This window comes from Sphingobacterium faecale (genome assembly GCF_016746095.1).
Classification (GTDB): domain Bacteria; phylum Bacteroidota; class Bacteroidia; order Sphingobacteriales; family Sphingobacteriaceae; genus Sphingobacterium; species Sphingobacterium faecale.
Map to the genome: position 1 here is coordinate 48686 of NZ_JAERTY010000002.1, position 19026 is coordinate 67711.

The following is a 19026-nucleotide window of genomic DNA, read 5'->3' on the forward strand; positions in this document are numbered from 1 at the left end:
AAGTGCTAGCTTGGCTTTTAAAAAACATATTGCGGGGTGGAGCAGTGGTAGCTCGTCGGGCTCATAACCCGAAGGTCATCAGTTCGAGTCTGGTCCCCGCTACTCAGTAGAAAGCTTAATCGCAAGATTAGGCTTTTTTTAGTTTTATAACCAATTTAAAGAAATCATGTATACTGTTTACGTGCTGTATTCCCCTGTTTATGACAAGATCTACATCGGTTATACCGGTAATTTAGCTAATCGTTTATTGAGTCACAATAAGCTGTCGACAAAAGGCTGGACGGTACAGACCCTGGGGTTTGCTCTATCAGGAGGAATACACCAGTAAAGAAGAGGCGATGAAGAGGGAGCGGGAGTTAAAGAGTGCTCAGGGGCGTGTTTTTATCCGCGGTCTGCTGGTTTGAAGGGCTCTTATCCGCCAGCTGGCGGACATCAGTTCGAGTCTGGTCCCCGCTACTCAGTAGAAAGCTTAATCGTAAGGTTAGGCTTTCTTAGTTTTGTAACCAATTTAATGAAATGATTTATACTGTTTACGTATTGCATTCACCTGTTTATGATAAGATCTATATCGGTTATACCGGTAATCTAGCTAATCGTTTATTGAGTCATAGCTGTCAACAAAAGGCTGGACGGTTCGGTACAGGCCCTGGGATTTGCTCTATCAGGAGGAATACACCAGTAAAGAAGAGGCGATGAAGAGGGAACGGGAGTTAAAGAGTGCTCAGGGGCGTATTTTTATCCGCGGTCTGCTGGTTTGAAGGGCTCTTATCCGCCAGCTGGCGGACATCAGTTCGAGTCTGGTCCCCGCTACTCAGTAGAAAGCTTAATCGTAAGGTTAGGCTTTTCTTATTTTTGTGATCAATTTCCATAAATCATGTATACTGTGTGTGTAAACGACAAAAATATTATCCAGGAAGTTTATGGACACAAAAGATAATACCACTGTTTTTGCTTAACTTTGTCCGTTCTATTTATTGAGTAATAAAAGATTAGTTGCCGTGAGGGTAACGCGCGAGATAAAAATTTAAAGATATGGCAAACATTGTTGCAATTGTAGGTCGTCCCAACGTTGGGAAATCGACCCTGTTTAACCGCTTGACTGAAAGTAGAAAAGCGATTGTAGATGACTTTAGTGGTGTGACGCGCGATCGTCATTACGAAGTCGCCGATTGGATCGGCAAGAAATTTACGGTTATTGATACCGGCGGTTTTGTGCATGGGTCAGATGACGTATTTGAAGAGGCTATCCGGGATCAGGTTCATATCGCTATCGAAGAAGCTTCCGTAATAATATTTATGGTAGACGTAACTACCGGAATTACTGATTTGGATGATGAGATTGCAGATTTGTTGCGCCGGACATCCAAGCCCGTATATGTCGTGGCTAATAAAGTCGACCATGCAAAGCTACATCATGATTCTGCGGAGTTCTATGCATTTGGTCTAGGCGAAATCTATAATGTGTCTTCGGCTACCGGCTCTGGTACTGGTGAGCTCTTGGATGCGGTGGTTTCTAATTTCCCAGATGAGGAAGAAGAAGAGGAGAATCAGCTGCCAAAAGTTGCGATCGTTGGGCGTCCAAACGTAGGCAAGTCGTCAATGACTAATGCTTTATTAGGCGTCGATCGGAATATCGTTACAGATATAGCAGGAACTACACGTGATTCTATACGGATTCATTATAATCAATTTGGACATGAATTCTTAATGATAGATACTGCGGGATTGAGACGAAAAAGCAAAGTGAGCGAGGATATTGAATTCTATTCGGTGATGCGTACTATAAAAGCTTTAGAAGACTCAGATGTAGTTGTGTTGATGTTGGACGCTAATGATGGTATAGAAGGACAGGATATTAATATCTTCCATTTAGCTGAGAAAAATAAGAAAGGAATTCTAATCGTTGTCAATAAATGGGACACTATTGAAAAGGACAATAAAACGATGAAGGAGTTCGAGGATCGTATTAAGGAGAAAATAGCTCCATTTACGGATGTGCCTATTATCTTTACGTCAGTTACCGAAAAACAACGGATCTTTAGAGTCGTTGAAAAGGCTATGGAGATCTTTCAGAATAAGACAAAAAAAATACCTACTTCTAAGCTGAACGAGGTGATGTTGGAGATTATCGAAAACTACCCCCCACCATCCATAAAAGGCAAATATATCAAAATAAAATATGCAACACAGCTGCCGGGGCGCAGTCCTATGTTTGCTTTCTTTTGTAATCTCCCACAATATATCAAGGAGCCTTATAGGCGATTTGTAGAAAATAAGCTGCGGGAGAATTTTGATTTTAATGGCGTACCTATTCAAGTGTTTTTTAGACAAAAATAGTTTAATCAATATATTATCTGTTCGATATGCAACACAATCTAGTCGTATACAATACCCTTACGCGAAAAAAGGAAAAATTTGAACCAATTCATCCTAATCTTGTTGGTATGTATGTGTGCGGACCTACCGTATACAGTGATGTACATTTGGGCAATTGTAGGACCTTTGTATCCTTTGATCTGATTTTTCGTTACCTCCTGCATCTAGGCTATAAAGTCAGGTACGTACGCAATATTACCGACGCAGGACACCTTGAAGGCGACAATGATGAGGGAGATGATAAGTTTGCAAAGAAAGCTAAACTCCTGCAGTTAGAGCCTATGGAGATTGTGCAAAAGTATACCCTTGGCTTTCACGATGTGTTGCGGGTGTTCAATACATTGCCGCCGAGCATAGAGCCGACTGCTACGGGGCATATTTCAGAGCAGATCGAGATGGTGCAGCAGATCATCGAGAACGGTTATGCTTACGAAGTCAATGGAACGGTGTATTTTGATGTAGATAAATATGTGAAAGAGCATAATTATACCATTTTAACTAACCGTAATCTTGAAGATCTTTTGAACAATACCCGCGAACTAGGTGGGCAAGATGAAAAAAAAGGACGGTTAGATTTTGCATTGTGGATTAAAGCCAAGCCGGAACATATTATGAGATGGCCTGCACCTTGGAGTGTCGGTTTTCCAGGATGGCATATCGAATGTTCGGCGATGAGTCGCAAGTATCTTGGCGATCAATTTGATATACACGGCGGAGGAATGGACTTGGCAGCTACACACCATACCAATGAAATAGCGCAGTCAGAAGCTTGTAATCATGTGCAGCCTGCTAAATATTGGATGCATACTAATATGCTGACTGTAAATGGTGCACGGATGTCAAAGTCTGCAGGCAATGGCTTTTTACCAGGTGAATTGTTTACAGGCGATCACTCTCTGCTTGAAAGAGGATACTCCCCTATGGCAGTCCGCTTTTTTATGTTACAAGCACATTATAGAAGCACATTAGACTTTTCGAACGAGGCATTGGATGCTGCTGAAAAAGGTTATAAGCGCTTGATGACGGCTATATCCTTGTTGGATAAAATCACGCCCTCCGCTAAGACTAAGATCGATGTGGATTTGGAGGAAGTGCACAACAGGTGTCACGCAGCCATGGATGATGATTTTAATAGTCCTATTTTGATTGCTGAACTTTTTGAAGTTGTACGTTTGATCAATTCCATTTATGATGGCAAGCAGCAGGTTAATGTCGCAACACTAGCACAGCTTAAGCTGCTTATGCAGGACTTCGTAATTGAGATCATGGGACTGAAAGATGATCAAATGGCAGGAGATAGTCAGCATATAGACGGGTTAATGGATTTGATTATAACTATTCGAAACGAAGCAAAACAGAATAAAGACTTTACAACCTCGGACCGTATTAGGCAAGAACTGTCTAGCATTGGAATACAGCTGAAAGACAGCAAAGACGGAACACTTTGGAATAAGATTTGATAAGGTAGGTTCAAAATGACAAATAAAAGTCGGTCATATATTTATGAAGTATAATAGTATTCTTACCAGCATATCTCTTGTTTGTTTTACATTTCCAGTGCAGGTATTGTTTGCACAATTGCCGGATAAAGTCGGAGGCCTGATCACAGCCGATAGAAATGCTGCAGCGATTTCTAAAGCGCAGTCGCCACATGCAGCTTTTTCGTCAATTATTGATAAGCAATCGGTTTTTTATGTCCCTTCAGCGGTTAATGCTTTTAATTATTTGAATAATAGGCCCAATATACCCGATATCTTGATCTGGGATCCTAATTTTGCTTTGGTATCCAAAAGCTTAGATTGGGGTGTTACTTCCGGTAAAATGGAATTTCAGAAGGTCGGAGCTGTGAAGAGGAATGGGCAGTATCTGACCGTTTGGAAACGAGGTAAGAAGGGAGATTGGAAAGTAGAGTTAAGAGCTGAGGTAGAAAACTTCGGCAAGAATAAACCTAGCGAGCTATGGTACCACGAACCGGATAACTCCTGGTATCTCAAACATCGCTCCAAAGTCAGATTGCAGCAGAGAGAAGATGTCGTGATGTCTACCGATCAATTGTTCTCAACGGTGTTGAAAGCAAACAATGAAACGGCTTACTCCGAGTTTTTGGCGGATGATGCACGCTTTTATTATCCGTGGCAGGAGGAAATCGTGGGAAAGAAAAATATACTTTCTTTTTTGAAAAGACAGCGTGTAACTATTGAAACCGAGCCTAATGATGTGGGGCGAGCTTATAGCGGCGAGTTTGCTTACTCCTTAGGGACGGCGACTGTTGCTTCGAAGGAGAAAGAGGTAAAGTTTAATTACATAAGAATATGGCAACTGAAAGACGACTATCAATGGCGTGTGATTTTAGAAATGTTATTTGAGCGGTAATCATATTGTCAAAAACAAAAAAGGCGAAAAGTTTAACTTTTCGCCTTTTTTTATTAGTTGCTTTTCACGATTTTATCATCATTGTTGACCCATACTTTTAATTCATCACAGGATAAAAAGTCTGGATTTATGTCGATGTAAGTTGTCTCTCTTCGGGATTCGAACCATTCACTCAATGTGCGGTTTATTTTATCCTGACGGGCAGCTTCTTTGATTTTAGCAAAATCTTGATCCAAATTTGCTTTATGTGGCGCTATTCTAGATTTCAGATAGTATATACGGTAAGATGTCTCTCCTGTCCTTTTATCCGTATATAATACCGATGTGGATACTTCGCCTTCTTTTAATGGGTCTATGGCATTAAATACCGCTACATCATCCAATTGATCCACAGGTATGAGTGTAGACCGATCTTCCATGTTGGTTACTACACCACCATTGTATTTTGTTTCTTTATCATCCGAGTATAAGGATGCGGCTGTGTTAAAGTTCATCCGTTTGGTGTTGACGATGATATTGTGGATGCTGTCTATCTTCGCTTTTGCACGGGATAATGCCGCTTGTGTAGGTATGCTTTTGATCAAGATGTGACGTACATTTACTTCCTCACCTCTTCTTTCCAGAACCTGTAAGAAGTGAAAGCCAAATTGAGTCTCAAATACAGGAGAGATCTCACCGGCTTTCAATTTAAAAGCCTGTGCAGAGAATTCTTTTACCCATGCATCTCTAGTGCTGAACCCTAGTTCACCACCATAAGGGGCAGAGCCGTCTTCCGAATATAGACGGGCAATTGTTCCGAAGTCTGAGCCGTCTAATATCTGCTGGCGATAGCCTTCTGCTTTTGCGCGGAATTTTTCCTTTTCCTCTTTTGTCAGTACTGGATTGATAACCAATTGGGCGTATTCAATCTCTGTATTGAAATAAGGAAGACTGTCTGCATTCAAACTTTGGAAGTATTTTTTTACCTCTTGAGGCGTTACATCAACTTTAGAAACCAATTGTCCCTGCATTTTATTGCCTTTCAATTGTTCTGCAACAGCAGGGCGCATCTCTTCTTTATGCTGAAGGATAGAACGATTTAAAAACTCTTCCAATCTTTCCTTGCCTCCTGCTTTTTGAATCATGGAGCGGATCCGAAAATTCAACTGATCATCGATTTCGCTTTCCGATACCTCGACAGAGTCAATTACAGCTTGCTGGGCCAACAGCTTCTGTGTCAATAGTTGCTGTAGGATATAGCATTTTATCTTATCATTAGGAGTGTTTCCTTGAGCTAAAAATTGGGTGTACTCCAATTCCAGATCCGATTGTAGGATATGACTTGTTCCTACAGTGGATATGACACGGTCTACGAGTTTCTCTTGTCCAATAGTTGGTGAAAGGTATATCGATAGAATAAGAAATACTCCTAAGATTTTTTTCATCTTTTCTAATTTGTTTTTAATTTGAGTGAAGCGATCAGATTTATTTATGCCTAGCTGTGAGGGTATAAATCATGATGGATTCATAATATGTATATATTCAATATTTGTATACAAAAATATCAGAATAATTTGTAAAAGTCGTATTTTTCATCAGAATAAGATAATCTCAGCTAAACCCTATCGCTATAGTTGCGAAGGTTATAGCTGATTTCCTTATCTAGCTTTTTTGATGCCTTATTTTATTCTATATTTTTGCTACGAATATAGCTTTTTGATAAAGGGTAATAAGGTTTTTAACGAAATTTAACGCGGGTATAATATGATTGATTTAAGAAGGTTCGGGGTAATTTTTTTAGGATTGCTAATTCCTAGTTTATTTTCTGATTTGACGGCACAGACGACGAAACTTTATGTAGGTACATATACCTCTTCTACGGGTAGTAAGGGGGTGCAGGTATACGACTTTAAGGCCGGCACCGGCGCGTCCACTTTTTTAGAAACCATTCCCATGGATAATCCTTCTTTTTTAGCGAGAAAGGGTAAGATTCTATATGCTGTAAACGAAAATAACGAAGGGATGGTAACAGTGGTAGATTTAGATAATAGTACCGCTATTGGTACATTGCCTACTAAGGGCGCTCATCCCTGTCATATAGCTATCAGCCCCAACTTGCCTGTTTTGGTCGTGTCTAATTATAGTGGAGGTTCGTTGACTTTGTTTTCTTTGAAAAATGATGGAAACCTAAATCGGGAAGAGTATTTTATCCAATTTAGAGGTAGTAGTGTCAATAAGGAACGACAATCAGAATCCCACATACACTCTGCTTTTTTTTCTGCCGATGGTAGCAGGTTATTTGTGTCCGACTTAGGAGCTGATCTTATTTATATATACGAGGTGAAACAAAAGGGCTCGGGTTACAGTTTTAATAGGATTGATAGTATACAGACACCTAAAGGAGCAGGACCGAGACATGTCGTTCTTTCGGCTGATGCGAAAAGCGTATATGCAGTACTTGAGCTGACAGGTGAAGTCGCTGTATTTCAACAGAAAAAAAGTAGCTGGGTGAATACGCAGGTCTTACCCATTTATGTCGAAGGATTTGTTGGCGAACATGGTGGGGCGGATATAAAGATGTCTGCCGATCATAAATTTGTCTATGCGACAAATCGGGGCGATGCTAATGTAATTGCTTGCTACCAGGTAATGAAGGACAAGAGACTGCATTTAAAAAGTATTGTGCCTACGGGTGGTAACTCCCCCCGGAATTTGAATATTTCGGAAGACGGTAGCCGTATATTTGTCACGAATCAGATCTCGAATCAAATCACTGTGTTTAAAAGAAACAGAACTACTGGGGCTTTAGAACCAGAAGAGTCAGCTATGATCGAGGTGAGTAAACCGGTTTGCCTTATTTTTTAAGGACTTGGGATAAGGTTTAGACTTACTCCGGGATATCGTAGTGGTTGAGGTAGCGCACAATATTATTCGCTCTTGAATTAACGTAGTTAGAAGGACGGCGGGCATCCCACTGTCTTGGATTGGGTAATATCGCTATAATCAAAGCAGCTTCTTTTTTTGTTAGGTTTTTTGCTGATTTGCTGAAATAGTAATGCGCTGCAGCCTCGGCTCCGTACACGCCCTGCCCCATTTCAATAACATTCAGGTACACTTCCAAGATGCGCTTTTTGCTCCAGAGAATCTCTATCCAAAAGGTGAAATAGGTTTCTAAGCCTTTTCTAAGCCAAGAGCGACCTGGCCAAAGAAATACATTTTTTGCCACCTGTTGGCTAATTGTACTGCCACCACGAAGCGGCTTTCCGGATTTATTTTTCTCGAGGGCTTGTTTGATAGCATCGGTGTCAAATCCACTGTGTGTCATGAAATGAGCATCTTCACCTGCTAAGGCTGCTCTTTTGAGATTGTTGGATAGCTCATCGTACGGTAGCCAATCTTTTTCAATTTTAAATCCTTTTCCTTCAGATTGCCATTGGAATCCCCTTTTTATCATGAGATAAGTGATAGGAGGGTTGATGAATTTTAAGCATATTACCCAAAAAATGGTGAAAGCAAAGAATACACTTACGACACGTATTGACCACTTTTTTAGTTGTTTTTTCCAGGAAACCGGAACCCCTTTTTTCTTTCTGTAATTACCTCGTTTTATTGCCATGACCTCATCACAAATGCGATGCAAACCTATGAAAAAACATACAAACTAAGTAACCACATTTATTCTTTTTAAACGAGATAGGTATACATTGTCTAAAATTTACTAATTTAAAGGTTTATTATTATCCGTGTTATGATTTTCAGAAATATACTTTTTTTATTTTTAATGTTTATGAGTTCAATCGGTGTAGGGCAACAAGTGACCCCAAAAGATAAGGTAGTCCTTGTGATTCATGGAGGCGCAGGAACTATCTTGAAATCCAAAATGACTCCACAGAAGGAGCAAGCCTATATGGATGCACTCCGCACCTCATTGCGGGCGGGCTACGATATCCTGAAAGCGGGGGGCAGTAGCGAAAAAGCGGTAGAGGCAGCCATTCACGTTATGGAAGATTCTCCCTTGTTTAATGCTGGTAAAGGTGCGGTATTTACGCACGAAGGAACAAATGAGCTAGATGCCTCTATCATGAAAGGTAAAGATGGAGCAGCTGGAGCTGTAGCAGGAGTCACTACGATCAAGAATCCAATAACTGCAGCTATTGCCGTTATGGAGCATTCTCCGCATGTGATGATGATGGGAAAAGGTGCTGAAAGATTTGCCAAAGAGCAGGGGATCCCGCAAGTAGATCCATCCTATTTCTATACGCAAGAACGTTGGGATGCCTTACAGCGGATATTAAAAGAAAATAGTAAAGCCGTGGAGCTGGACCACAACGATAAACAGACAGTCACAAAACCGGAATGGAAGGACGAAAAATTTGGAACAGTAGGATGTGTTGCTTTGGATGATCAGGGAGAAATTACAGCGGGCACATCTACCGGAGGAATGACAAACAAAAAATTTGGTCGTGTGGGAGATTCACCTGTTATAGGTGCCGGTACCTATGCCAACCAACAAGTAGGCGTCTCCTGTACGGGATGGGGCGAGTATTTTATCCGTAATGTAGCTGCGTATGATGTGGCAGCCTTGATGCAGTACAGATCGCTCTCTGTTTTAGAGGCTTCTAAAGAAGTGATTCGAAAGATAGGTGAAATGGGAGGGGATGGTGGAATGATCGTCTTGGATAAAGATGGGAATGTAGCTATGCCATTCAATACTGCAGGGATGTATCGCGGGTATATTACCGAGTCGGGAGAAGTTAAGGTAGAAATTTACAAATAACATACCTTGATGCTTTAACAGGCGGATATTTGGCTTGCCAAATCCCGGCAATTCTCTTATTTTTACACCTCAACAAAAAACAGATATCCATTGGCAAAAGTAAAGAAAGAAACCCCGTTAATGCAGCAGTACAATACGATTAAAGCGAAGTACCCCGGGGCATTATTATTATTTCGTGTTGGTGATTTTTATGAGACTTTCGGAGAAGATGCGATCAAAGCAGCGGGAATCCTGGGCATTGTCTTGACCAAACGAGGAAATGGATCTGAATCGGAGACTGCTCTAGCAGGTTTTCCGCATCATTCGTTGGAGACTTACCTTCCAAAGTTGGTTAGGGCAGGACAGCGTGTGGCCATCTGTGATCAATTGGAAGATCCGAAACAGACGAAGACAATCGTGAAGCGCGGTGTTACGGAATTGGTTACACCAGGAGTATCGTACAACGATAATATTGTACAGCAAAAATCCAACAATTATCTCGCCTCTGTTTTTTTTGATAAGGGGTCCATCGGCATCTCTTTTCTTGATATTTCGACGGGAGAGTTTCTCGTTGCTCAGGGAAACGCAGGATACATTGATAAACTGCTCCAAGGTTTTAAACCTACAGAAATTATCATGCCCCGAAAACAGGCAAAAGAATTCACAACGAGTTTTGGAAGTCAGTATTACACTTATTCGTTAGACGAGTGGCCCTATACCGGAGATTATGCGGAAGAGAACCTGTTGAAGCATTTTGAAGTAAACTCGCTGAAAGGCTTTGGTGTGGATCGGATGTCTACTGCTATTATAGCGGCAGGGGTTGCATTACACTACCTTAATGAGACGGAGCATCGAAATCTTCAACATATCTCTCACATCGCGCGTATAGAAGAAGACCGCTATATGTGGCTGGATCGATTTACTATACGTAATTTGGAGCTTATTGGTTCTGCCAATGAAAATGCAATAACCCTGTCTGACGTATTGGATGAAACTTCCTCTCCCATGGGAGCGCGCTTGTTAAAACGATGGATTGTAATGCCCTTGAAAGATATCAAGTCTATACAAGAACGTCTTCATGTAGTCGATTATTTTCATCAGCATAAGGAGCTACGGGATGAGCTGATACGTGAGATAAAGCAGGTCGGAGATTTAGAAAGACTAATTAGTAAAATAGGTTTACAAAAAGCTAATCCAAGGGAGATTTCTCAATTAAAGCGGGCATTATATGCGGTAGAGAAGTTGAAGGGACTGACAGATGTTAAGGCGTCAGAATCCTTATCTGTGATATCCGAGCAGTTGAATCCTTGTGTACTGATCCGGGAAAAAATTGAAAAGACACTTCAGGCCGAACCTCCGGTAGCATTGAACAAAGGAAACGTGATCGCTGATGGGATTGATGCAGACCTCGATAAATTGCGCAAGGTTGCTTTTGGTGGCAAAGATTATCTGTTGGAAATACAGCGTAGAGAGTCTGAAATTACGGGTATACCTTCACTGAAAATTGCGTTTAATAACGTATTTGGATACTATCTGGAAGTTACCAACACCCACAAAGATAAAGTACCAACGGGATGGATCCGTAAGCAAACCCTGGTCAATGCCGAGCGGTACATAACAGAAGAGCTTAAAGAATACGAAGAGCAGATACTCGGAGCTGAAGAGAAAATACAGGCTATAGAAAATCGAATCTATGCCGAACTATTGGTCGCTATCAGCGAGTATATAAAACCAGTACAGTTGAATGCACAGCTGATTGCAAAATTGGATGTACTCCTCAATTTTGCGATAATTGCTGAAAAGAACTATTATATAAAACCCGAGATCAGCGACTCCAAAATTCTAGATATAAAAGGGGGGCGTCATCCTGTTATTGAAAAGAACCTTCCTTTAGGAGAAGATTACATTACGAATGATACCTTTCTTGATCCGGATACCCAACAGATTATTATTATAACCGGTCCCAATATGGCTGGTAAGTCAGCTTTATTGCGACAGACAGGATTGATTGTCCTTATGGCACAAATCGGATGTTTCGTTCCAGCTAAGGAAGCACATATTGGACTTGTGGACAAGATATTTACCCGGGTAGGGGCGTCGGATAATCTTTCATCAGGAGAGTCCACATTTATGGTAGAGATGAATGAGACGGCCAGTATTATGAATAATCTTTCCGATAGGAGCTTAATTTTATTAGATGAAATCGGAAGAGGGACGAGTACCTACGATGGTATTTCCATTGCGTGGGCCATTGCGGAGTTTCTACATCTTCATCCTACTGCTAGGGCAAAGACTTTGTTTGCGACACATTATCACGAGCTGAACGAGCTGAGTAACTCGATGTCTCGGATCAAAAACTTCAATGTATCTGTTAAAGAGGTTAATAATAAGGTCATTTTCTTACGCAAACTTGTCCCAGGAGGATCTGAGCATAGTTTTGGTATACACGTCGCCAAATTGGCAGGCATGCCCCCAAAATTGATCGGTCGTGCTTCGGAGATTTTGAAAAGACTGGAACAGGAACGTACCGGTGGAGAGAAAATAAAAGATAGTATGCGTAAGATTCAAAAACAGGCTTATCAACTACAGATGTTTTCCATAGATGATCCTATTTTAGAGAAAATAAGGGATATGTTGAATAATCTAGATGTAAACACCTTGACACCTGTGGAAGCACTGATGAAGCTGGACGAGATACAGCGTCTTTTAAAGAATTAAAAACGGATAAAGAGATCTAGACTAACATAATGGCTTGGGATATTTGATTTCAATCGACTATCCCAACTATAGGGTATGAAATGGTAATTCGTCTCTAGGCCAATATAGGTTTTGCGTTTGATATGGAGCATGCTAGCAACACCAATCGAATTCTGCCAGGTATTGATGTTTTTATACGAAGTATTGCGTTCTTCGTTGCCGTACTCATCCTCTTGGTAATAGCTTTCCGATAGTCCGGTCCAAATAAATCCCAAACCGCTATTGAGTTTAGGTAAAACAATGATCTTTCCACTGTCGTAGACTTTATAACCTATACCAAGACTTATAAAATGACTGGAACGAGGGCTTACTTCGCGAATTTCACCCTTATATTTCATGTCAAAAGGAGCCGCTTCATGAACTCTGAATTTATAGCTTAGCTCCGGGATGAACAAATTACTGAAAGGTCCCATTAAAGATAGGCCAAAAGCCGGAGCAACACCATATGCAGTATTACGCTGCAGCGGCGAAAAGATCCCTGCGTGGACACCGATCGTGGGGGCATCTTTCATTTTATCAGCTTCTTTGATTTTATCTATAATCGGACGCTTTTTTGGTGTTTTGTCCAGTTCGTCATAGAAATTGTCAATATAATCTGCAAAAAGATAAACAATTGCGGTTTCACGAGGGTTCAATGTATAGCTTTCTGAGGATAGTAGCGCCTGTGCCTTAAGCTTTAAAAGAGAATCGACCTTATGATTCAGCGGAAAGTACTGATACTTTTCGGGATTCCGTCTATACTGCTCATTCGCCTTCTTTGAAGCAGCATCGTCAAAGCGCTGTACCAGTATATCATCATAACGGCCATCAAGATAGGCTTTGATCGATAGGTCTGTATTCTGTTGTAATACCAGCTGTTGTGTGATTTCCAATCTAAGGGCGAGTTCATTTTTATCACAGCCACCTTTTAGCGTGTTTATAATGGTTTGAAGTTGGTTAAAGTCGTTTTTGACCAATACACTTAGAAGCCGTTGAAGTGATGCCGTTACCAGCGTCTCACATCCCTGCTGCGCTAGACAATAGGGACTATAAACTAAAATGATGATAAAAAGGATAAAACGCATAATTTGAAGTTTATAAATATCTCAGCCAAAGTACTGATATTTTTCAGTATCATCAATTCAAAAAAGAGCTACCTTTGCCCTTCATGGGGGAAGTATTCAAATTTAAAGAATTCGAGGTCAATCAGGAAGGTTGCGCAATGAAAATAAATACGGATGGTGTTTTATTGGGTGCAATGGTAGATAGTGACAAGCCCTCTCGTATTTTAGATGTCGGCTCCGGGACAGGTGTGATTGCCTTAATGCTGGCTCAACGATTTCCAAACGCTATGGTCGATGCAGTAGATATTGATCAGACGGCTTACAGGCGGACCCTCGAGAACTTCCAGGTATCTCCATTTGCGGCACGCATGTCTGCTCGATATGGGGACTTTGAAATAGATGGTGAACAGGAGATATATGATCTGATTGTTGCTAATCCTCCCTTCTATATTAATGCCTTGCATAATCCTGATACGCGAAAGCGTCTTGCTAGGCATACGGATTTAGATTTTTTTAAACGCCTCATAGCCTTTGCTAGCAGAAACCTTTCTCCAAGAGGCACCCTTCAGCTGATTGTTCCTATCGATGTAAGTAAGGATATTTTACCCTATACGGACAGCGAAGGATTATTCCTGGTAAAGGAGGTCTGTATTCGCTCATTTGACTATAGTGAACCAATTCGCAAAATTATGGTTTTTAGTAATGCGAATCGTCAGACAGAAGAAAGTATAGATTTTGTTATTTACCAAGAGAAGGGAATTTACTCGGATGGATACCGGGATATATTGAAACCTTTTTTTATTGCGTTTTAAAAATATTAGAGGCCATGGGTATGTTAATCATAGCATACACGGAATGCATAAACGAATCATTGAGCGATGAAAAAGATAGGATTGTTGTCCGATACACATAGTTACCTAGATGATGCTGTTTTTAATCACTTTGAACACTGTGATGAAGTCTGGCATGCGGGAGATTTTGGAAGTGTGGAAGTACTGGATAAGCTAAAGAAGTTTAAACCATTTAGAGGCGTGTATGGAAATATAGATGGAAAGGATATTCGAACAGAATGTCCGGAGCACTTACGTTTCGATTGCGAAGGTGTAGATGTGTGGATGACGCATATCGGAGGATATCCTGGTCGATACGCTCCAGTGATAAAGGCCGATCTTATTAAGAATCCTCCTAAATTATTTATTTGTGGACACTCCCATATTTTAAAGGTACAATATGATCCTAAGCTGGCTTTACTGCATTTAAACCCCGGTGCAGCGGGAAAACAAGGCTGGCATAAGGTAAGAACATTGATGCGTTTCGATCTTGATTTAGGTGAAATTAAAAATTTGGAAATAATAGAGTTGTTTAATCGGTAAATATTTTCATATTTTTGTTTTTTATAAAAATAAATTATGAAATCCTTAAAAACTTTAGGTCAGTTTATTATTGAAAAACAAACGGATTTTCCTTACGCTAAAGGAGAATTGTCCCGATTGTTACGCGATATCGGAATCGCAGCTAAGATTGTCAACCGTGAGGTCAACAAAGCAGGCTTGGTAGATATTTTGGGTACGGTGGGTGATACCAACGTATTTGGCGAAAATCAAAAAAAACTTGACGTTTATGCCGATGAACAGTTTATAGCAGCACTAAAAGATGGAGGGGAGTGCTGTTTTGTAGCCTCTGAAGAACAAGAAGAGGGGGTGGAGTTGACCGATACGGGGATTTCTAAAAATGCCAAGTATATCGTGTGTATAGATCCATTGGATGGTAGCTCCAATATAGAAGTCAATGTCTCTGTAGGAACTATATTTTCAATCTACCGTAGAATCAGTCAGGTAGGAGAGGCTCTGACCCAGCAAGACTTATTACAAACGGGATTACGGCAAGTCGCAGCGGGCTACATTATCTATGGCTCTTCTACGATGCTTGTCTATACGACAGGAAAGGGAGTGAATGGATTTACGTTAGATCCATCTATAGGTGAGTTCTGCTTATCGCATCCAAATATGAAAATTCCGCAGCAAGGACATATCTATTCGGTAAATGAAGGAAACTACCTCAAATTTCCGCAAGGGATAAAAAACTATATTAAATATTGCCAGGAAGAGGATGTGGCAACACATCGGCCTTACACTTCAAGATATATAGGTTCAATGGTTGCTGATATCCATAGAAATCTATTGTTAGGTGGAGTCTTCATTTATCCGCAAACAGCTTTACAGCCTAAAGGAAAGTTACGGTTGATGTATGAGTGTAACCCCATAGCGTTCATTATCGAACAAGCAGGCGGAAAAGCCACTACTGGAACCGAAAGAATATTAGAAATTGAGCCAGAGGAGTTGCATCAACGTGTACCGGCAATATTGGGTAGTACAGATATGGTTAATAAAGTGTTGGAGTTTTTAGAGAAATCATAGACTATCCCTTACCTCCACTAAAAATGACTTAAGTCGCTCTAGAGAATCAATGACACGTTGGTTCTCTTTTGCTTCGGTCTTATTCGTACGGAGGTAATCACGGGCTCCCTGTAAAGTATACCCTTTGTCTTTAACCAGATTGAAGATAATTTTAAGATTGGCGATATCATTTTGTGTAAACAATCTATTGCCTTTTTTATTCTTTTTGGGTTGTAGGATATCAAATTCGCGTTCATAAAAACGGATCTGCGAAGCGTTCACATCAAACATTTTGGTGACCTCGCCCATTGTATAATACAACTTGTTAATTTCGCGTTCTTTGTAAGGCATACTTAATAATCTGTTTGTACCATAACAAACTTAGACAAAATGCTTGGCATTAAAGAATGCATGAATAAAAAATAGTATAATTTTGTATCATGAAAGGGAAGGCAGTTATTAGTCCGTTGTTAACATATCTTTTTTCAGCAGGTAGGGCTGATGCTGTAACCGTATTTCCATTTATATTTGTCCGTACTGTAAAGATGACGCAGGATAAAGTGTTGATGAATCATGAGAGGATACATTTACAGCAAGCCCTGGAGTTATTCGTTCTACCTTTCTATATACTCTATGCTTTAGAGTTCTTAATACATCTGCTGCATGATAGAAATTTTAATAATGCATATAGAAATATAAGTTTTGAACGTGAAGCTTATGCACGTGAAACGGACTTACATTATTTAAAAACTAGGAAAAGATGGAGCTTTATTAAGTATTACGCTCGCTAGCCTTATATTATACCACAATCGCACCTAATGTCATTAAGTGCGATGGCGGTAATAAGGCTTTTCCCGTTACTGAACAAGCTTCAGGAACGTTGAAACCTTTTCTTTAAGTTGTCTCCGGTCGACGATGAAATCTAAAAAGCCATGTTCTAGAACAAATTCAGATGTCTGGAAGCCTTTAGGAAGGTCTTTTTTAATCGTTTCCTTAATAACCCTTGGTCCGGCGAATCCAATAAGTGCTCCGGGTTCGGCGATATTGATGTCGCCCAACATGGCATAAGATGCGGTAACCCCACCTGTCGTAGGATCGGTAAGCAAGCAGATGTAAGGGAGTTTCGCTTGGCTGAGAAGAGCCAATTTTGCTGATGTCTTGGCCATCTGCATTAATGAAAATGCAGCTTCCATCATACGGGCTCCGCCTGATTTGGAAATCAGCATAAAAGGTAACTTATGTTCGATGCAATAATCGATAGAGCGCGCTATCTTTTCCCCAACAACAGATCCCATAGAACCACCGATAAAATTGAAATCCATACATGCGATTACAATATCCCGGCCATCCATTTTACCATGTGCGCTTCTAAGCGCATCTTTTAAGCCTGTTTTTGCTTGGCTTTCCACCAAACGTTCGCTATAAGGTTTGCTGTCGACGAAATGCAAAGGATCGCCTGCGGTTAGATTTGGAAATAATTCTGTAAAGGCATTGTCATCAAATAAAATAGAGAAATAAGCTGCCGATCCAATACGGATATGGTAACCACAATATTGACAAACGTAGTTGTTTTCTATTTGCTCTAAGTTTAAAAGAGGCTTTTTGCATGAAGGACATTTGTTCCACATACCATCCGGAGCTTCTTTTTTATTTTCTGTTGCGGTATTGATACCAGCTTTGTTTCGTTTAAACCAACTCATATACTCGTGTTAATTCGAACTACAAATAAACGAAAAGAAACTTAAAACTTAAAAGTTAATGACCGGTAAAGTTGTAATAGGGCAGTGAACGCTATCGTTTGACGTTTGGAATGCAACTGTAATAGCATGGCTATAGCTGGCTTTCACGGATTTGAGAGGGGCTTTGATAAGGTAAATATACGCTTAGAGGATAAAATTTTAGGCATAAAAAATGGGTAAGCTCCCTTTATCGCACCGCTCAACCAAATACCCTTGCTTTGTTCCCAACCTGGGGGAGTCAATGGGAGCTGGTCGTAAAGGACTTACCCACCGCAAAAATAGAAAAAAAATCTATTTAACAAGAACTATTGTGTGTTTAAGTTGTACTTGGTTGATAGCCAGTTTGTAAAAAAATATATTTTATTCCGATTTTAAGGATATATCAGTAACTATTGTGATGAAAAGGAATTAAATGAGTTTGAAAACTTTACCCGGTAAAGAGATTATATGCCCTTCAAGCTCCATTTCAAGCAGTATAATAGCCAATTTACTCTGCGGCCAATCACAATAAATGGCGATTTGGTCTATTGTAGCCTGCTCTATCTCTTGTTCCGATAGGAAGCTATATACCTTCTGTTCGTCACGGCTTAGGCTTTTAGGCAATAGTACAAGCTGTTTTTCTGGCTTGTTTGGTAATACCTCCCAATTCATAAGATAGCATAGATCTTCTGCGTTTCGGATGAGGTGTGCTCTATTCGTTTTAATCAAGTAGTTACATCCCGAAGAATACTCCTGCTCGATAGACCCCGGAAATGCACAAACATCACGGTTGTAACTGTTCGCTATTTCTGCGGTAATTAATGCACCTCCTTTCATAGCTGCTTCTACAACGATAGTAACATCAGCAAGCCCAGCTATGATACGATTACGCATAGGGAAATTTTGTCGATCCGGATTCGTACCCGATGGAAACTCTGTGAGTAGTCCACCATTTTCCAACATTTTAGTAGCGATCTCTCGATGGCTAGCAGGGTATATGCGGTCTAATCCATGACCTAGTATCCCAATTGTGGGGATCTGGTGCCGGACTGCGTATTGGTGTGCCAAGACATCAATACCATAAGCAAGTCCACTAACGACGTGTATATCGAGTGCTGCAAGCCCTTCAACCAATTTTTCGCAGATACGCTGTCCATATCGGGTCGAGTTTCTAGAGCCGACAATACTCACTACACGTTGAGGATTCAGTCCCGTACTGCCTTTGTAGTATAAAAGAATAGGGGCATCTTCGCAATGCCGGAGTCTAGATGGGTAGTTGTCATCTTCTATCCAGATTGCTTCAATCTGATGCCTTTGGATGAATTCTATTTCGGCTTCCGCCTCTTTAAGGTAGGTTTTTGATAAAATGCTCTCTACAGCAGAAGGTCCTATTCCCGGTATCGATAATAGGTCTTTTTTAGAGCTATTGAATACAGCCTCCACAGAACCGCAATGCGTCAGTAGGATACGGCTCAATTTGGGGCCTATGCCCTTTATTTTCGTTAAGGCAATTTTGTCAAGTATGTTCATAATCGGTAGTATAAACTTAATGATATTCTGTTACATATCCAATACTATTTATTAAGGGGGTATTGTTCGTACTTGGGGATATTATTAACTTTGATGTT

The 19026-nt window shown here is 40.5% G+C and carries 16 protein-coding genes, 1 tRNA gene, 1 other RNA gene and 2 pseudogenes; 13 read left to right on the top strand and 7 right to left on the bottom strand.

Annotation, left to right across the window (positions count from 1 at the left end; all coding sequences use genetic code 11):
• The first annotated feature begins 30 nt into the window (after positions 1 to 30).
• From JKG61_RS03115 to JKG61_RS03140, 6 genes and pseudogenes are all read left to right on the top strand, one after another.
• Positions 31 to 102: transfer RNA gene (locus JKG61_RS03115), tRNA-Met, on the top strand.
• Between the two features lie 64 nt (positions 103 to 166).
• A pseudogene (locus JKG61_RS03120) lies at positions 167 to 404 on the top strand (GIY-YIG nuclease family protein).
• Positions 405 to 516: 112 nt separating this feature from the next.
• Positions 517 to 758: pseudogene (locus JKG61_RS03125) on the top strand (GIY-YIG nuclease family protein).
• A gap of 274 nt (positions 759 to 1032) precedes the next feature.
• Complete coding sequence (gene der, locus JKG61_RS03130) at positions 1033 to 2337, top strand: ribosome biogenesis GTPase Der (RefSeq protein ID WP_202101549.1); 1305 nt, start codon at positions 1033 to 1035, stop codon at positions 2335 to 2337.
• Positions 2338 to 2363: 26 nt separating this feature from the next.
• Positions 2364 to 3836 carry a cysteine--tRNA ligase gene (cysS, locus tag JKG61_RS03135; RefSeq protein WP_202101550.1) on the top strand — a complete coding sequence of 491 codons (1473 nt, stop codon included), beginning with the start codon at positions 2364 to 2366 and terminating at the stop codon, positions 3834 to 3836.
• A gap of 43 nt (positions 3837 to 3879) precedes the next feature.
• On the top strand, positions 3880 to 4749 hold the full coding sequence (locus JKG61_RS03140) for a YybH family protein (RefSeq protein ID WP_202101551.1): 870 nt from the start codon (positions 3880 to 3882) through the stop codon (positions 4747 to 4749).
• 53 nt (positions 4750 to 4802) lie between these two features.
• Here JKG61_RS03140 and JKG61_RS03145 read toward each other — a convergent pair whose 3' ends face one another.
• Positions 4803 to 6173 carry a peptidylprolyl isomerase gene (locus tag JKG61_RS03145; RefSeq protein ID WP_202101552.1) on the bottom strand — a complete coding sequence of 457 codons (1371 nt, stop codon included), beginning with the start codon at positions 6171 to 6173 and terminating at the stop codon, positions 4803 to 4805.
• Between the two features lie 319 nt (positions 6174 to 6492).
• Between JKG61_RS03145 and JKG61_RS03150 the strand changes: the two genes are divergently transcribed.
• Positions 6493 to 7593 carry a lactonase family protein gene (locus JKG61_RS03150; RefSeq protein ID WP_202101553.1) on the top strand — a complete coding sequence of 367 codons (1101 nt, stop codon included), beginning with the start codon at positions 6493 to 6495 and terminating at the stop codon, positions 7591 to 7593.
• 22 nt (positions 7594 to 7615) lie between these two features.
• Here JKG61_RS03150 and mtgA read toward each other — a convergent pair whose 3' ends face one another.
• Positions 7616 to 8344: a monofunctional biosynthetic peptidoglycan transglycosylase gene (mtgA, locus tag JKG61_RS03155; RefSeq protein WP_202101554.1), complete on the bottom strand. Its 729-nt coding sequence runs from the start codon at positions 8342 to 8344 to the stop codon at positions 7616 to 7618.
• 171 nt (positions 8345 to 8515) lie between these two features.
• On the opposite strand from mtgA, the gene JKG61_RS03160 reads away from it, so the two are divergent.
• On the top strand, positions 8516 to 9505 hold the full coding sequence (locus JKG61_RS03160; RefSeq protein WP_237249360.1) for an isoaspartyl peptidase/L-asparaginase family protein: 990 nt from the start codon (positions 8516 to 8518) through the stop codon (positions 9503 to 9505).
• A gap of 90 nt (positions 9506 to 9595) precedes the next feature.
• Positions 9596 to 12202 (top strand): DNA mismatch repair protein MutS, encoded by a 2607-nt coding sequence (gene mutS / locus JKG61_RS03165; RefSeq protein WP_237249361.1) that lies wholly within the window; start codon positions 9596 to 9598, stop codon positions 12200 to 12202.
• On the opposite strand, the gene JKG61_RS03170 is transcribed toward mutS, so the two are convergent.
• Positions 12199 to 13305, bottom strand: a complete 1107-nt coding sequence (locus tag JKG61_RS03170) for a hypothetical protein (protein ID WP_202101556.1) — start codon at positions 13303 to 13305, stop codon at positions 12199 to 12201. The genes mutS and JKG61_RS03170 overlap by 4 nt on opposite strands.
• Before the next feature lie 83 nt (positions 13306 to 13388).
• Between JKG61_RS03170 and JKG61_RS03175 the strand changes: the two genes are divergently transcribed.
• From JKG61_RS03175 to fbp, 3 genes are all read left to right on the top strand, one after another.
• Positions 13389 to 14096 (top strand): tRNA1(Val) (adenine(37)-N6)-methyltransferase, encoded by a 708-nt coding sequence (locus JKG61_RS03175; RefSeq protein WP_202101557.1) that lies wholly within the window; start codon positions 13389 to 13391, stop codon positions 14094 to 14096.
• Positions 14097 to 14162: 66 nt separating this feature from the next.
• Positions 14163 to 14657: a metallophosphoesterase family protein gene (locus JKG61_RS03180; protein ID WP_202101558.1), complete on the top strand. Its 495-nt coding sequence runs from the start codon at positions 14163 to 14165 to the stop codon at positions 14655 to 14657.
• 36 nt (positions 14658 to 14693) lie between these two features.
• The gene (fbp, locus tag JKG61_RS03185) at positions 14694 to 15701 is read left to right on the top strand and encodes a class 1 fructose-bisphosphatase (RefSeq protein ID WP_202101559.1); all 1008 of its coding nucleotides are present in this window, start codon (positions 14694 to 14696) and stop codon (positions 15699 to 15701) included.
• Here fbp and JKG61_RS03190 read toward each other — a convergent pair.
• Positions 15696 to 16031: a MerR family transcriptional regulator gene (locus tag JKG61_RS03190; protein ID WP_021068675.1), complete on the bottom strand. Its 336-nt coding sequence runs from the start codon at positions 16029 to 16031 to the stop codon at positions 15696 to 15698. The genes fbp and JKG61_RS03190 overlap by 6 nt on opposite strands.
• Positions 16032 to 16120: 89 nt before the next feature.
• Between JKG61_RS03190 and JKG61_RS03195 the strand changes: the two genes are divergently transcribed.
• The gene (locus JKG61_RS03195; RefSeq protein ID WP_202101560.1) at positions 16121 to 16471 is read left to right on the top strand and encodes a hypothetical protein; all 351 of its coding nucleotides are present in this window, start codon (positions 16121 to 16123) and stop codon (positions 16469 to 16471) included.
• Between the two features lie 66 nt (positions 16472 to 16537).
• On the opposite strand, the gene accD is transcribed toward JKG61_RS03195, so the two are convergent.
• From accD to dprA, 3 genes are all read right to left on the bottom strand, one after another.
• Complete coding sequence (accD, locus tag JKG61_RS03200; protein ID WP_202101561.1) at positions 16538 to 17380, bottom strand: acetyl-CoA carboxylase, carboxyltransferase subunit beta; 843 nt, start codon at positions 17378 to 17380, stop codon at positions 16538 to 16540.
• A gap of 210 nt (positions 17381 to 17590) precedes the next feature.
• Positions 17591 to 17688: signal recognition particle sRNA small type (gene ffs / locus JKG61_RS03205), an RNA gene on the bottom strand.
• A 139-nt stretch (positions 17689 to 17827) separates the two neighbouring features.
• Complete coding sequence (gene dprA, locus JKG61_RS03210) at positions 17828 to 18928, bottom strand: DNA-processing protein DprA (RefSeq protein WP_202101562.1); 1101 nt, start codon at positions 18926 to 18928, stop codon at positions 17828 to 17830.
• Positions 18929 to 19026 lie beyond the last annotated feature (98 nt).

What these genes read in the sequence shown, in the direction of transcription:
- JKG61_RS03140 (WP_202101551.1), top strand. Translation starts at nt 3,880, where the DNA reads ATGAAGTATAATAGTATTCTTACCAGCATATCTCTTGTTTGTTTTACA.
- JKG61_RS03180 (WP_202101558.1), top strand. Translation starts at nt 14,163, where the DNA reads ATGAAAAAGATAGGATTGTTGTCCGATACACATAGTTACCTAGATGAT.
- JKG61_RS03175 (WP_202101557.1), top strand. Translation starts at nt 13,389, where the DNA reads ATGGGGGAAGTATTCAAATTTAAAGAATTCGAGGTCAATCAGGAAGGT.
- accD (WP_202101561.1), bottom strand. Translation starts at nt 17,380, where the DNA reads ATGAGTTGGTTTAAACGAAACAAAGCTGGTATCAATACCGCAACAGAA.
- mtgA (WP_202101554.1), bottom strand. Translation starts at nt 8,344, where the DNA reads ATGGCAATAAAACGAGGTAATTACAGAAAGAAAAAAGGGGTTCCGGTT.
- fbp (WP_202101559.1), top strand. Translation starts at nt 14,694, where the DNA reads ATGAAATCCTTAAAAACTTTAGGTCAGTTTATTATTGAAAAACAAACG.
- JKG61_RS03150 (WP_202101553.1), top strand. Translation starts at nt 6,493, where the DNA reads ATGATTGATTTAAGAAGGTTCGGGGTAATTTTTTTAGGATTGCTAATT.
- JKG61_RS03195 (WP_202101560.1), top strand. Translation starts at nt 16,121, where the DNA reads ATGAAAGGGAAGGCAGTTATTAGTCCGTTGTTAACATATCTTTTTTCA.
- JKG61_RS03190 (WP_021068675.1), bottom strand. Translation starts at nt 16,031, where the DNA reads ATGCCTTACAAAGAACGCGAAATTAACAAGTTGTATTATACAATGGGC.
- der (WP_202101549.1), top strand. Translation starts at nt 1,033, where the DNA reads ATGGCAAACATTGTTGCAATTGTAGGTCGTCCCAACGTTGGGAAATCG.
- JKG61_RS03160 (WP_237249360.1), top strand. Translation starts at nt 8,516, where the DNA reads ATGAGTTCAATCGGTGTAGGGCAACAAGTGACCCCAAAAGATAAGGTA.
- JKG61_RS03145 (WP_202101552.1), bottom strand. Translation starts at nt 6,173, where the DNA reads ATGAAAAAAATCTTAGGAGTATTTCTTATTCTATCGATATACCTTTCA.
- cysS (WP_202101550.1), top strand. Translation starts at nt 2,364, where the DNA reads ATGCAACACAATCTAGTCGTATACAATACCCTTACGCGAAAAAAGGAA.
- JKG61_RS03170 (WP_202101556.1), bottom strand. Translation starts at nt 13,305, where the DNA reads ATGCGTTTTATCCTTTTTATCATCATTTTAGTTTATAGTCCCTATTGT.
- dprA (WP_202101562.1), bottom strand. Translation starts at nt 18,928, where the DNA reads ATGAACATACTTGACAAAATTGCCTTAACGAAAATAAAGGGCATAGGC.